Annotated in this window: 12 protein-coding genes; 8 read left to right on the plus strand and 4 right to left on the minus strand. The window is 70.4% G+C overall.

What is annotated here, in order from left to right; all coding sequences use genetic code 11:
• Positions 1-18: 18 nt before the first annotated feature.
• The 4 genes from cydB to C8E84_RS12315 form a co-directional block, all read right to left on the minus strand.
• Positions 19-1,047 (minus strand): cytochrome d ubiquinol oxidase subunit II, encoded by a 1,029-nt coding sequence (gene cydB, locus C8E84_RS12300; RefSeq protein ID WP_159902532.1) that lies wholly within the window; start codon positions 1,045-1,047, stop codon positions 19-21.
• 22 nt (positions 1,048-1,069) lie between these two features.
• A complete protein-coding gene (locus C8E84_RS12305) occupies positions 1,070-2,524 on the minus strand; it encodes a cytochrome ubiquinol oxidase subunit I (RefSeq protein ID WP_159902534.1) in 1,455 nt (484 codons plus the stop codon).
• Between the two features lie 330 nt (positions 2,525-2,854).
• Complete coding sequence (gene galE, locus C8E84_RS12310) at positions 2,855-3,874, minus strand: UDP-glucose 4-epimerase GalE (RefSeq protein WP_159902536.1); 1,020 nt, start codon at positions 3,872-3,874, stop codon at positions 2,855-2,857.
• A gap of 21 nt (positions 3,875-3,895) precedes the next feature.
• Entirely contained in the window at positions 3,896-4,282 is a 387-nt protein-coding gene (locus C8E84_RS12315) for a phage holin family protein (protein WP_159902538.1), read from the minus strand.
• Positions 4,283-4,379: 97 nt separating this feature from the next.
• On the opposite strand from C8E84_RS12315, the gene hisC reads away from it, so the two are divergent.
• The 8 genes from hisC (at position 4,380) to C8E84_RS12355 (ending at position 13,301) form a co-directional block, all read left to right on the plus strand.
• Entirely contained in the window at positions 4,380-5,468 is a 1,089-nt protein-coding gene (gene hisC / locus C8E84_RS12320; protein ID WP_159902540.1) for a histidinol-phosphate transaminase, read from the plus strand.
• Between the two features lie 397 nt (positions 5,469-5,865).
• Complete coding sequence (pdhA, locus tag C8E84_RS12325; protein WP_246196919.1) at positions 5,866-7,071, plus strand: pyruvate dehydrogenase (acetyl-transferring) E1 component subunit alpha; 1,206 nt, start codon at positions 5,866-5,868, stop codon at positions 7,069-7,071.
• Positions 7,068-8,054 (plus strand): alpha-ketoacid dehydrogenase subunit beta, encoded by a 987-nt coding sequence (locus C8E84_RS12330; protein WP_159902542.1) that lies wholly within the window; start codon positions 7,068-7,070, stop codon positions 8,052-8,054. Before pdhA ends, C8E84_RS12330 begins: the two co-directional genes overlap by 4 nt.
• 15 nt (positions 8,055-8,069) lie before the next feature.
• Complete coding sequence (locus tag C8E84_RS12335; RefSeq protein WP_159902544.1) at positions 8,070-9,593, plus strand: dihydrolipoamide acetyltransferase family protein; 1,524 nt, start codon at positions 8,070-8,072, stop codon at positions 9,591-9,593.
• 66 nt (positions 9,594-9,659) lie between these two features.
• Positions 9,660-10,109 (plus strand): fluoride efflux transporter FluC, encoded by a 450-nt coding sequence (locus C8E84_RS12340; RefSeq protein WP_211675525.1) that lies wholly within the window; start codon positions 9,660-9,662, stop codon positions 10,107-10,109.
• Entirely contained in the window at positions 10,106-10,483 is a 378-nt protein-coding gene (locus C8E84_RS12345) for a fluoride efflux transporter FluC (RefSeq protein ID WP_159902546.1), read from the plus strand. The genes C8E84_RS12340 and C8E84_RS12345 overlap by 4 nt, the downstream gene beginning before the upstream one ends.
• Before the next feature lie 75 nt (positions 10,484-10,558).
• The gene (locus tag C8E84_RS12350) at positions 10,559-12,022 is read left to right on the plus strand and encodes a Rossmann-fold NAD(P)-binding domain-containing protein (protein WP_159902548.1); all 1,464 of its coding nucleotides are present in this window, start codon (positions 10,559-10,561) and stop codon (positions 12,020-12,022) included.
• A 76-nt stretch (positions 12,023-12,098) separates the two neighbouring features.
• Entirely contained in the window at positions 12,099-13,301 is a 1,203-nt protein-coding gene (locus C8E84_RS12355) for an acyl-CoA dehydrogenase family protein (protein WP_159902550.1), read from the plus strand.
• The last annotated feature ends 31 nt before the right edge of the window (positions 13,302-13,332 follow it).

Below are 13,332 nucleotides of genomic sequence, written 5' to 3' on the forward strand. Positions count from 1 at the left end.
GGATGCCGTGGGGTCGCGTTACTTGACCGAGACCGGTGCCGGCATGTGCTGGGTGCCGAGGCGCTTGCGGAACGTCCAGTACGTCCACGCCGTGTAGAGCAGCACGATCGGCGTGAAGACCAGGGCGGCCACGGTCATGATCTTCAGCGTCATCTCGCTGCTCGACGCGTTCTCGAGGGTGAGCGACGTGCCGTCGGCCAGGGTCGTCGGCATGACGTTCGGGTAGAGCGTCAGGAAGTACGTCGCGACGGCGCTGGCGAAGGTGACGGCGGTGCCGATGAAGGCCCAGCCCTCGCGCTCCTTGACGTTGGCGTAGATCGCGGCGAGCAGCGAGACCGCGACGATGGCGGTGGTGATCCACGACCAGAGCGTGCCCTGGGTCAGACCCAGCCAGAGCAGCAGCACGACCGCGAGGCCGGCGGTGACCAGCCCGAGCGTGGTGCCCAGGGTCCGGGCGTCACGGCGGATGTCGCCCGTGGTCTTCAGGGCCAGGAAGAACGCGCCGTGGGTGAGGCTGAGGCCAAGCACGACGAGGCCACCGAGCAGGCTCATGGGGTTGAGCAGGGTGAACAGGTTGCCGACGAACTCGCTGTCGGCGTCGAGCGGCACGCCGCGCACGACGTTGGTCAGGGCGACCCCGACGAGCAGGGGCGCCACGATGGAGCCGCCGATGATCGCCATGTCCCAGCGCGCGCGCCAGGTGTCGTCGTCGCGCTTGCCGCGGTACTCAAAGCCCATGTTCCGCACGATGAGGGCGACGAGCAGGATGAGCAGCGGCAGGTAGAACGCCGAGAACATCGTCGCGTACCACTCGGGGAAGGCCGCGAAGGTGGCGCCACCGGCGGTGAGCAGCCAGACCTCGTTGCCGTCCCAGTGGGGGCCGATGGTGTTGAGCATGACGCGGCGGCGCTTCTCGGAGTCCGCGTCGCTGGTGCCCTTGCCGAGCACCGGCAGCAGGGCGCCGACTCCGAAGTCGAAGCCCTCGAGCACGAGGTAGCCGGCCCACAGCAGACCGATGAGTCCGAACCAGATGAGTGCGTAGTCCATGGCGTTTCAGTCCTGACGTCGATCAGTAGGCGAACTGGAGCGGGGCGTCCTCGTCCGCATCCGCGTGGTCGGCCGGGTCCTCGAAGGGGTCGGCGCCGCGGCGGACGTAGGTGAGGAAGAGCTTGATCTCGATGACGGCGAGCACGGCGTACACGAGGGTGTAGGCGATCATCGAGACCCAGACCTCGGTGGCGCTGACCGACGGGGAGACCCCGGTCGAGGTGGTCATCAGGCCGTAGACGATCCAGGGCTGACGGCCGGCCTCGGTGAAGATCCAGCCCCAGCTGTTGGCGAACACGGGCGCGAGCGGGGTGAGGATCGCGACCCACGTCCAGACCGAGCCGTGGGGGACCCGGTTCTTGCGCATCGCCCACAGGGTCGCGGCGGCGGCGGCCATCGTGGCGAAGCCCAGGCCCATCATGAAGCGGAACGACCAGTAGGCGAGCGGGATCATCGGGGTGTAGTCGTCGACGAGCACCAGGGCGGCCACCTCGGGGCCGTACTGCTCGGCGACCTTCTCGGCCATCGCGCGCTCGCTGACGCGCAGCTCGTTGATGCCCTCGACCTCGCCGTCCCAGGTGCCGGTGCCGAGGAAGGAGAGCAGGCCCGGGATCTCGATGATCCGAGTGGCCTCGCTGCCGTCGAGCGAACCGATGGACAGCACCGAGAACGGGGCGTTCGTGGTGGTCTCGTAGAGCCCTTCGGCCGCGGCCATCTTCATGGGCTGGACCTCGGTCATGATCTTGCCCTGGATGTCACCGGTGACGATGACGCCGAGGGAGGCGACGAGGGCGAAGATCGCGCCGAAGCGGGTGGCCTTGCGGTACATCGGCTCGTCGTCGGTGGTGGCGTGCTTGCGCATCAGCCACAGGCCCACGCCCATGACGACGGCGCCGCCGACCATGTAGGCCGAGAAGATCACGTGCGGGAAGGTGACGAGCTGAACCTTGTTGGTGAGCACGGCCATGAAGTCGGCCATCTCGGCGCGACCCGTCTCCGGGTTGAACCGGTAGCCGACCGGGTTCTGCATGAACGAGTTCGCCGCGAGGATGAAGTAGGCCGACAGCACGGTGCCGATGTGCACGAGCCACATGCACGCGGCGTGCAACTTCTCGGGGATGCGGCCCCAGCCGAACACCCAGATGCCGATGAAGGTCGACTCCAGGAAGAAGGCCAGCAGCGCCTCGAACGCCAGCGGGGCGCCGAAGATGTCACCGACGAAGCGGGAGTAGTCCGACCAGTTCATCCCGAACTGGAACTCCTGCACGATGCCGGTGACCAGCCCGAGGGCGAAGTTGATGATGAAGAGCTTGCCGTAGAACTTGGTCAGTCGCAGGTACTCGGGGTTGCGCGTGCGCAGCCACTGCGTGTGGAAGATCGCCACGATGAGCGACATGCCGATCGTGATCGGCACGAACAAGAAGTGGTACACGGTCGTGATGGCGAACTGCCACCTGGCGACGTCGACGGCATCCATGAGGGCTCCTGCAAGTCAAACGACAAGACGTAGTAGGTCAAAAACTACTCCGTGTAGGAGAGGGCCGTCACATCCGTTCAACCTTCGAGGGGTGTGAACCTGCCCACGAAGGTACCCTCACCCGAACGCTTTATCGGGTTACCCGATAAAGCCCCACTTTGAGGGACAACGCTTCTCGGGTGAGGTGAGGGGTTGTCGGGTGAAGTGCCGGTCGGATGCCGTCCCGCCGGGTCTCGCGACCGCCGTCGCCACCCAGCCGGGTCGGGCAGCGGCAGTCGCCACCCAGCCGGGCCGGGCTGGCGTCAGGCGTCAGGCGTCAGGCGTCAGGCTTCAGGCGTCGGGGTAGCCGTGCGGGTTCTGCGACTGCCAGCGCCAGGTGTCGACGCACATGTCGTCCACGGTGCGGGTGGCGCGCCAGCCGAGCTCGGCCTGCGCGCGGGTGGCATCGGCGTACGACGCGGCCACGTCACCGGGCCGGCGGTCAACGATCTCGTACGGCAGGTCGTGACCGCACGCCCGCGAGAAGGCCGCGACCAGCTCGAGCACCGACGTCCCGTGGCCGGTGCCGAGGTTCCACGTCGAGACGGCGTCGTCCACGGCATCCAACCTGGTGAGCGCGGCGATGTGCCCCGCGGCGAGGTCCTCGACGTGGATGTAGTCGCGCACCCCCGTGCCGTCGGGGGTCGGGTAGTCGCCGCCGAAGACCGACAGCTTCTCGCGGCGCCCGACGGCCACCTGGGCCAGGTAGGGCATGAGGTTGTTCGGGATGTCGGAGGGGTCCTCGCCGATGGTCCCCGACGCGTGTGCCCCGACGGGGTTGAAGTAGCGCAGCAGGGCGATCCGCCACGTCGGATCGGAGAACGCGACGTCGCGCAGGATCTGCTCCTGCATGACCTTGGTCCAGCCGTAGGGGTTGGTCGCCGAGGTCGGCAGGTCCTCTGCCATCGGCACGGGGGCGTCGGCGCCGTAGACCGTGGCCGACGACGAGAACACCAGCTTGGTCACCCCGTGCCGGCGCATGGCGCGCACGAGCGAGAAGGTGCTACCGAGGTTGTTCTCGTAGTACTCCAGCGGCTTGGCCACGCTCTCGCCGACCGCCTTGAACCCCGCGAAGTGGATGACTGCGTCGATCCGGTCGTTCGCGAACAGGTGCTCGGTCTTGTCGTGGTCGGTGAGGTCGAACGAGTGCACCTCGAGCGGTTGCCCGGTCAGCGCCTCGAGGCGGCCGACCACCGCGGGTTTGGCGTTGGCGAAGGAGTCGACGACGACGACGTCGTGGCCCGCCGCGACGAGCTGGACGACCGTGTGGGACCCGATGTAGCCGGCACCGCCGGAGACGAGGACGCGCATGGCGTCCAACCTATCGGGGGTTCAGTCGTTCTCCGGCAGGACGACGTTCAGCACCCACGACACGAGCGTGATGACGATGGCGCCGAAGATCGCGTCCCAGAAGAACTGGTCGATGCTGAACGACAGGTCGAGCCACCCGCTGACCCACTCGGTGAGCTGCAGCATGAACGCGTTGACGATGAAGATGAACAACCCGAGCGTCAGCACGATGAACGGCAGCGATAGCAACTGGGCGATCGGCTTGATGATGGCGTTGACGACGCCGAAGATCACGGCCACGAAGAAGATCGTCCAGAGCTTGCGGCCCCAGCCGACGTCACCTTCCGCGAGGTTGATGCCCGGCAGGACCAGCGCGGCAACCCACAGGGCGACACCGTTGACACCGACCCGAATGAGGAAGTTCTTCACGCTGGCAGTCTGACAGGCCGGATGCCGTGTGGGCCGGATTCGGCGTCAACTCGCCGCTGCGGGTGGTCGCCGGGCGACCCGGCCTACAGTGGCTGTCATGAGTGAGGACGTCGTGACCCTGCGATCCGCCCTGGCCAAGCTGCCGGCCTACACCCCGGGCAAGCCCGCCTCCGCCCCGCCGGGAGTCACCGCCTACAAGATCAGCAGCAACGAGAACCCGTTCCCGCCGCTGCCCTCGGTGCTCGACGCCGTGCAGGCTGCCGCGGGCGAGATGAACCGCTACCCCGACATGGGCGTCACCGAGCTGACCGCGACGCTCGCGGCCCGCCTCGACGTTCCCCCCGATCGGCTGGCCTTCGGCCCGGGTTCGGTCGGTGTCCTCGGTCAGCTCATCGCGGCGACCTGCGACGCCGGCGACGAGGTCGTCTTCGCGTGGCGCTCCTTCGAGGCGTACCCCATCCTGGTGACCTTGGCCGGGGCGGTGCCGGTGCAGGTGCCGCTGGGCCCCGGCGACCGGCACGACCTCGAGGCGATGGCCGACGCGATCACCGAGCGCACCCGCCTCGTGCTCGTCTGCACGCCGAACAACCCGACCGGCACCACCGTCACCGACGCCGAGCTCGAGCTGTTCCTCGAGCGGGTGCCGCGGGACGTCGTCGTGGTGATCGACGAGGCGTACCTCGAGTTCGTCACCGCGCCCGATGCCCCGGATGCCGTCGCCGTCCACCGCTCGCGGCCCAACGTCGTCGTCCTGCGCACCTTCTCCAAGGCCTATGGCCTCGCCGGGCTGCGGGTCGGCTACGCCGTGGCCCACGAGCCGGTGGCGCTGGCGCTGCGGCAGGCCGCGATCCCGTTCGGGGTGAACTCGTTGGCACAGGTCGCCGCGGTGGCGTCGCTCACGGCATCCGACGAACTCAAGGTGCGGGTCAAGGAGCTCGTGGCCGAACGCGAACGGGTGCTGGCGGCGCTGGCCGAGCAGGGGTGGGAGCTCTCGGACTCGCAGGCGAACTTCGTGTGGTTCGGGCTGGGTGAGGACACGGCGGCCTTCGCCGCGGCCTGTCAGGATGCCGGGCTGACGGTGCGCCCGTACGGCACCGACGGGGCCCGCGCCACGATCGCCGAGCGTGAGGCCAACGACCGGCTCATCGAGGTGGCCGGGTCCTTCCTGGCTGCCCGCCGCGCCTGAGCGCTCGCCGCCTTTGAGGGCCTGATCGCGCAGGGCTCAGTCGGCGCGGCGGTGGCGGTGCTGCGGCACCCCAAGAGGGTGTGCCGACGAGTCATTGCCCCAGTGAAGGGATTCCTTGCGGCGGGCAACGATTCCCACCGGCACCCCTCGACCCCCGCCTCTCAGAATTCCCGTGTGCTGCGTGGGCGGTTGCCCTCCGCAGGCCGTCCACACCTCATGTGGTTCTCTGCGGCCACGTCCCACCGGTACGGTGGTCCCGACATCGGCAGTGACCGCAGCCACACCCAGCATCGCGGTCGCCCAACCCCTGTCGACCGCGACGACGCGCACCCGGCGACGCCTACGGTCGGCTCGACGCGGCATCCGTCACCACGGGCGCCCGGACAAGGAGTGCCCTGTGAGCGACAACGTCGTCGCCCCCCTCGAGACCGCGTTCGGCGTGGACCACCACGTCAGCCGCGCGACCGCCCCCGAGAACCCCGTCCGCCTCGTGCAGGACGGTGGCCCCGAGATGGTGCAGCTGCTCAATCCCGAAGGGGAACGGGTCTCGCACCCCGAGCACGACGCCGTCGTCGACGCCCTGAGCGACGAGGAGCTGCGTGGGTTCTACCGCGACCTCGTGCTGATCCGGCGCTTCGACGCCGAGGCCACCGCGCTCCAGCGGCAGGGCGAGCTGGGCCTGTGGGCGAGCCTGCTCGGGCAGGAGGCCGCCCAGGTCGGCTCCGGCCGCGCGCTGCGCCCCCAGGACTACGCCTTCCCGACCTACCGCGAGCACGGCGTCGCGTGGTGCCGCGGCGTCGACCCGGTGAACCTGCTCGGCATGTTCCGCGGGGTGAACCACGGCGGGTGGGACCCCAACGAGAAGAACTTCCACCTCTACACGATCATCATCGGCGCGCAGACCCTGCACGCCACCGGCTACGCCATGGGGATCCAGCGTGACGGCGCCGTCGGCACCGGCGACGACGAGCGCGACGCCGCCGTCATCGCCTACTTCGGCGACGGGGCCACCAGCCAGGGCGACGTGTCCGAGGCCCTCGTCTTCGCCGGCGTCAACAACAGCCCGGTCGTCTTCTTCTGCCAGAACAACCAGTGGGCCATCTCCGAGCCGAACGAGAAGCAGACCCGGGCGCCGCTCTGGCACCGGGCGCGCGGGTTCGGTTTCCCCGGCATCCGGGTCGACGGCAACGACGTCCTCGCCGTGTATGCCGTGACCAAGGCGGCGCTGGATGCCGCGCGCACCGGCCAGGGTCCGACGTTCATCGAGGCCTACACCTACCGGATGGGCGCCCACACCACCTCCGACGACCCGACGAAGTACCGCGTCAGCGCCGAGGTCGAGGTGTGGAAGCACCGTGACCCGATCGAGCGCTTCAAGCGGTGGCTGCTCACCACCGGCCGCGCCGACGCCGCGTTCTTCGACGCCACCGACGCCGAGTCCGACGCCCTCGGCACCTCGGTGCGAGAACGGTGCCTGTCGATGCCCGAGCCCCCCGGAACCGACATGTTCGACCACGTCTACGCCACACCGCACCCCGTCATGGAGCGCGAGCGCGCCGAGTTCGCCGCCTACCAGGCTTCCTTCGTGGAGGCGCAGGCATGAGCACCGCAGCCACCAAGCCCACGACCATCGCCAAGGGCATCACGAGCGGTCTGCGGGCCGCCATGGAGCGCGACCCCAAGGTCGTGCTCATGGGTGAGGACATCGGCAAGCTCGGCGGGGTCTTCCGCGTCACCGAGGGCCTGCAGAAGGACTTCGGCGAGGACCGGGTCATCGACACCCCGCTGGCCGAGGCCGGCATCCTCGGCACGGCCATCGGCATGGCCCTGCGCGGCTACCGCCCCGTCATCGAGATCCAGTTCGACGGGTTCGTCTACCCGGCCTTCGACCACATCGTCAGCCAGGTCGCGAAGCTGCACGCGCGCTCCCTCGGCTTCGTGAAGATGCCGCTCGTCATCCGCATCCCGTTCGGCGGCGGCATCGGCGCGGTCGAGCACCACAGCGAGTCCAACGAGGCCTACTTCGCCCACACGGCGGGGCTGCGCGTCGTCGCCGTCTCCAACCCGCACGACGCCCACTGGATGATCCAGCAGGCCATCGAGACCGACGACCCCGTCGTGTTCTACGAACCCAAGCGCCGCTACTGGGACAAGGGTGAGGTCGGCGACGGGCCCTCCGGGTCGCTCGGCTCGGCGCGCGTGCTGCGCGAGGGCACCGACGTCACGCTGCTGGCCTACGGCCCCATGGTCAAGACGTGCCTCCAGGCCGCCGAGGCCGCGGCCGAAGAGGGGCGCAACCTCGAGGTCATCGACCTGCGCTCGCTCTCGCCGCTCGACGAGGGCACGATCCTGGCCTCGGCCCGCAAGACCGGCCGGGTCGTCGTCGTCCACGAGGCATCGACGTTCCTCGGCATGGGGTCGGAGATCTCGGCGCTCATCACCGAGCGGGCCTTCCACCACCTCGAGGCCCCGGTCCTGCGCGTCGGCGGCTACAACGTGCCCTACCCGCCCAGCCGCATCGAGGAAGAGTTCCTCCCCGACCTCGACCGCGTGCTCGACGCCGTCGACCGCTCCCTCGCGTACTGAAAGGGGTTCTCGCAGATGGCTCTTCGTGAGTTCAAGCTCCCCGACCCGGGTGAGGGTCTGACCGAGGCCGACCTCGTCACGTGGCACGTGGCCGTCGGTGACACGGTCAAGGTCAACGACATCGTCGTCGAGGTCGAGACGGCCAAGTCGCTCGTCGAGCTTCCGGTGCCCTTCGCCGGCACCGTCGCGGCCCTGCACGCCGCCGAGGGCGACACCGTCGACGTCGGTTCGGTCATCATCACCATCGACGACCCCAGCGTTATCGGGTCACCCGATAGACCCTCAGTTCCCCCGACAAGCGTTCCCCAGGGCAGTGGGGGTTTGTCCGGTGAACTGCGCTCGGATGCCGCCGCGCCGGCTCCCGCTGCCGCCGCACCGCCCGCTGGTGCCCCGGCATCCGACGCGGGTGCCCCGGCTGGTGGCTCGGGCGAGGAGATCGCCGAGGGCCTCATCGGTGGCACGACCTCGACGGGACGCACCGCGGTGCTCGTCGGCTACGGGGTCAAGCAGACCGAGGCCAAGCGCCGCCCGCGCACCGGCGGGGGAGCACCGACGGTCCCCGACTCGACCAATAGGTCACCACAGGTACAGCCGCTGTCCGGGGAGCGCACCCGCACCCTGGCCAAGCCGCCGGTGCGCAAGCTCGCCAAGGACCTCGGGCTCGACCTCGCCGCCATCACCCCGACCGGCGAGGGTGGCATCGTCACCCGCGCCGACGTCGAGGCGGCGGCCGCGCGCGCGACGGGTACCGCGGCATCCGCACAGGAGATCTCGGATGCCGTACCCGCCGCGTCCCGCTCGGGCCGCCCCACGGCATCCGGCGACCGGGAGGAGCGGATCCCCGTCAAGGGCGTGCGCAAGATGACGGCGCAGGCCATGGTCGCGTCGGCCTTCACCGCGCCCCACGTCACCGAGTGGGTCACCGTCGACGTCAGCGCGACGATGGACCTCGTCGAGCGGCTCAAGGCCGACCGCGAGTTCCGCGACGTCAAGGTCACACCGCTGCTCGTGCTCGCCAAGGCGATGTGTGTCGCGGTGCGCCGCAACCCCGGCATCAACGCCAGCTGGGACGAGGCCGCCCAGGAGATCGTGCTCAAGCACTACGTCAACCTCGGCATCGCCGCGGCGACCCCCCGCGGGCTCCTCGTGCCGAACATCAAGGATGCCGACGCGATGACGATGCGTGAGCTCGCCGACGCGATCGGAACCCTCACGGCCACCGCCCGCGAGGGGCGCACCCAGCCCGCCGACATGAGCGGCGGGACGATCACGATCACCAATGTCGGGGTGTTCGGCATCGACGCCGGGACGCCGATCCTCAACCCGGGTGAGTCGGCGATCCTCGCGTTCGGCACGATCTCGCGGCGGCCGTGGGTCGTCACCGCGGCCGACGGCAGCGAGAGCATCGAGCCGCGCTGGGTGACCACGCTGGCGCTGAGCTTCGACCACCGGCTCGCCGACGGCGAGCTCGGCAGTCGCTACCTCGCGGACGTCGCCGCCCTGCTCGCCGACCCGGGGCGGGCCCTGGTCTGGGGCTGAACGCCCGCCGCCTCCGTCGCCTCCGTCGCCTCCACCACGGGGGGCGCCCTCACTAGGGTGTGCCCCGTGGAGGCGAATCGGCTGGTCGAGGCTCGGCCGCTGGGCCTGGTGCTGCTCGGCGGCGCCATCGGAACCGCCGGTCGGGAGGGACTGCACCTCCTCCTGCCTGCCGAGGGCGGCATCCCGTGGTCGGTGTTCCTCGTCAACATCGTCGGCGCCGCCCTGCTCGGTGCCCTCCTCGCCCACCTCGCCGCCGTGGAACCGGAGACGCCCCGGCGACGTGAGGTGTGGCTGTTCGTGGGCACCGGCATCCTCGGCGGTTTCACCACCTACAGCGCCCTGGCGACGGACACCGTGCTGCTGGCCGGCTCCCGCCTGGGTCTGGCGATGACGTATGCCGTGGCGAGCGTCGTCCTCGGCGTCCTCGCCGCGGGGATCGGCTTTCGTGTCGGGCGGCTGAGTGCCGACCGGCGTGCCGACCGGCGTGCCGACCCGGCGCGGGGAGGTCGGGCATGAGCGTCCCCGTGTTCCTCCTCGGCTGCCTCGGCGGGGGCATCGGCGCCTGCCTGCGCTACCTCGGCGACGGGCTGGTCATGCGGCGTGCCACACCGGGCTTTCCGTCAGGCATCTTCCTCGTCAACGCCCTCGGATCGTTCCTGCTCGGCCTGCTCGTCGGGTCGTTCGAGGCGGGGCTGGTCGACGGCACGTGGCTGTTCGTCCTCGGGGGCGGCGTGCTCGGGGGCTTCACGACGTTCAGCACGGCGATGGTCGACACCGTTCGACTCCTGCACCAGGAGGCCTGGGGTCGGGCTGCTGCCAACGCGGTGGGCATGCTCGTGGTGGGCGTGGTGCTGGCCCTGCTCGGCCTGACCCTCGGCCGCGGGCTCTGACGGCGGCGCTCGCCGCCCTGGTCCTCGCGCACGTGGCAGAGTGGCCAGCGTTGCCCGAACGTCGTCAGGAGTGACATGAACGACCCCACCGGTGCGGTCTTCCCCGAGGTCGACGGCCGCCGCTCGACCAGCGCGACAGGTCGCGGCATCGTGGCCGACGCGCTGCGCCCCGTCGACCCCGTCGGAGCGGCCGCCGCCCAGCGCGAGACGAACTGGCGCAGCGGCTACCTCACCCACTTCCGGCGCCTGGTGGAGGCGGGCCTGACCAGCCCGCAGGATGCCGTGACCATCGCGGATGCCGGCCTGGCCTCGGTGCACGACCGGATGCGGTGGCGTGACCCGGACGGCACGGAGTGCGCCCTGGATGCCGCGCTGGGCGGGGTCGTCGGCAGCCCCGCCGACAACCTCGTGACGCAGAGCCACGGTGGCGGTGGTGAGCCCGACACCGCCCTGACGGTGCCCTACCGGGGCACCCGGCTCGCCGGGGACGACCTGCGCCGCCGGCTGGACACGTGGGTGGACGACGGGGTCGTCGAGCCGAGCCTGCGCGAGGCCGTCGGGTTGGTGCTCGACAACCCCGACTGGCTGCGGCTCGAGGGGCGCACCGTCGTCGTGCTCGGGGCGGCGGCCGAGATGGGGCCGCTGCGCTCGCTGCTGCGCTGGGGTGCCACCGTCGCCGCGGTCGACCTGCCCCGCCCGGACCTGTGGACCCGCGTCCTCGACGACACGGCATCCAGCGCCGGCCGGCTGCTCGTGCCGGCCTCCCCGGGCACGTCCCCGCTGGCCGAACGGGCCGGGGTCGATCTCATCGGGGGTCTGCCGACCGCGACCGGCTGGGTCTGCGGGCTGCCCGGGCAGCTCGTCGTCGGCAACTACGTCTACGCCGACGGGGCGACGAACGTGCGGGTGAGCACCGCGGTCGACGCCATGACCCGGATCGTGCGCCTGGCCCGGCCGGACACCGCCCTGTCGTTCCTCGCGACCCCGACCGACGTGTTCGCCGTGCCGGGGGAGGCCGTCGATGCCTCGGCCCGGTCTTACGCGCAGCGCCGCACCTCCAAGGTGCTGCGCGGCCCGCTGCGCACCCTGTCGGGCGGGCGGCTGCTGCGCCGCAACTACCAACCCGGTGAGGACCCCGGCATCAACGACTCCGTGGTGCTCCAGCAGGGCCCGAACTACCTGCTCGCCAAGCGGATCCAGCGCTGGCGGGCCACGTCGGCCCGGGCGCGGGGGGCCACGGTCTCGTTCAAGATCGCCCCGCCCACCCGCACCCGCTCGGTCGTGAAGAACCGGGCGCTGGCTGCCGCGTATGCCGGGTCGCACCGCTTCGGGGTCGAGGTCTTCGAGCCGGGCACGGCCAACACCCTCATGGCGGCTCTGCTCGTGCACGACCTCACCGTCGGCTCGCCCCGCCAGGAGCACCCGTGGCAGGACGAGGCGTATGCCGCGGCGCACGGCGGGTTGTGGCGTGCCGCGTACGACCCGCGCAGTGCGCTCGGGTTGGCCGCCCTGCTCGGCGCCGCCTCCGCCCGCCCCTGACCGACTTCTTGCGCTTCAGCCACCCGGATCCGGGTGGCTGGAGCGCACGAAGTGGGTGGGGGCCATGATGGGGGGTATGAGTGCCTCATCGTCGATGCCGAAGCGCCCCTCCGACCCGCTCGACCTCATCGACCTCGACAGCCAGCTGAGCGACGAGGAGAAGGCGATCCGGGCGGCCACCCGCCAGGTGTGCGCCGACGTCGTCGACCCGCACGTCATGCAGTGGTACGAGGACGGCGACCTGCCGGCCCGCGACCTCGCGCTGGAGTTCGGCAAGGTCGGGCTGCTCGGCATGCACCTCGAGGGGTACGGCTGCGCGGGCATGTCGGCCGTCGACTACGGCCTGGCCTGCCTGGAGCTCGAGGCGAGCGACTCCGGCATCCGGTCCCTGGTGTCGGTGCAGGGCAGCCTCGCGATGTTCGCGATCTGGCGTTTTGGCACCGAGGAGCACAAGCAGCAGTGGCTGCCGCGGATGGCTCCCGGTGAGGCGATCGGCTGCTTCGGCCTGACCGAGCCCGACCACGGCTCCGACCCGGCCTCGATGCGCACCCGCGCCCGCAAGGATGGCGACGACTGGGTGCTGAACGGCTCGAAGATGTGGATCACCAACGGCTCGATCGCCGACGTCGCCGTGGTGTGGGCGAACGCGGGCGAGGAGCACGGCGGCATCCGCGGCTTCGTGGTGCCCACCGACACACCGGGATTCGCGGCGCACAAGATCACCCACAAGATGTCGCTGCGGGCCTCGGTGACCTCGGAGCTCACCTTCGAGAACCTGCGCCTCCCCGCAGATGCCGTGTTCCCCGACGTCACGGGGTTGAAGGGCCCGCTCGCGTGCCTGTCGGAGGCACGCTACGGCATCGTCTGGGGAGCGCTCGGCGCAGCGCGGTCATCGCTGGATGCTGCGCGGCGGTACTCGATGGAGCGGATCCAGTTCGGGCGGCCGATCGCCGGGTTCCAGCTCACCCAGGCCAAGCTCGCGAACATGGCCACCGAGCTGCAGCTCGGCCAGCTGCTCGCGCTGCACCTCGGGCGGCGCAAGGACACCGTGGGCCTGCGCCCCGAGCAGGTCTCGGTCGGCAAGTACAACAACATCACCAAGGCCATCGAGATCTGTCGCACGGCCCGCACGATCCTCGGCGCCAACGGGGTGAGCGGGGAGTACCCGGTGCTGCGGCACGCCAACAACCTCGAGTCGGTGCTGACGTACGAGGGCACGGTCGAGATGCACACGCTCGTCATCGGGCAGGCGCTCACGGGGGAGTCGGCCTTCCGCTGACGCGCGACGGCCCCAGAGGTGTACCCCAAGT

This window comes from Ornithinibacter aureus, assembly GCF_009858245.1.
Classification (GTDB): domain Bacteria; phylum Actinomycetota; class Actinomycetes; order Actinomycetales; family Dermatophilaceae; genus Fodinibacter; species Fodinibacter aureus.

Excerpts from the sequence above, each read along its gene's own strand:
- C8E84_RS12335 (WP_159902544.1), top strand. The coding sequence starts at position 8,070 with ATGGCTCTTCGTGAGTTCAAGCTCCCCGACCCGGGTGAGGGTCTGACC.
- C8E84_RS12355 (WP_159902550.1), top strand. The coding sequence starts at position 12,099 with ATGAGTGCCTCATCGTCGATGCCGAAGCGCCCCTCCGACCCGCTCGAC.
- C8E84_RS12330 (WP_159902542.1), top strand. The coding sequence starts at position 7,068 with ATGAGCACCGCAGCCACCAAGCCCACGACCATCGCCAAGGGCATCACG.
- cydB (WP_159902532.1), bottom strand. The coding sequence starts at position 1,047 with ATGGACTACGCACTCATCTGGTTCGGACTCATCGGTCTGCTGTGGGCC.
- C8E84_RS12345 (WP_159902546.1), top strand. The coding sequence starts at position 10,106 with ATGAGCGTCCCCGTGTTCCTCCTCGGCTGCCTCGGCGGGGGCATCGGC.
- C8E84_RS12350 (WP_159902548.1), top strand. The coding sequence starts at position 10,559 with ATGAACGACCCCACCGGTGCGGTCTTCCCCGAGGTCGACGGCCGCCGC.
- hisC (WP_159902540.1), top strand. The coding sequence starts at position 4,380 with ATGAGTGAGGACGTCGTGACCCTGCGATCCGCCCTGGCCAAGCTGCCG.
- galE (WP_159902536.1), bottom strand. The coding sequence starts at position 3,874 with ATGCGCGTCCTCGTCTCCGGCGGTGCCGGCTACATCGGGTCCCACACG.
- C8E84_RS12305 (WP_159902534.1), bottom strand. The coding sequence starts at position 2,524 with ATGGATGCCGTCGACGTCGCCAGGTGGCAGTTCGCCATCACGACCGTG.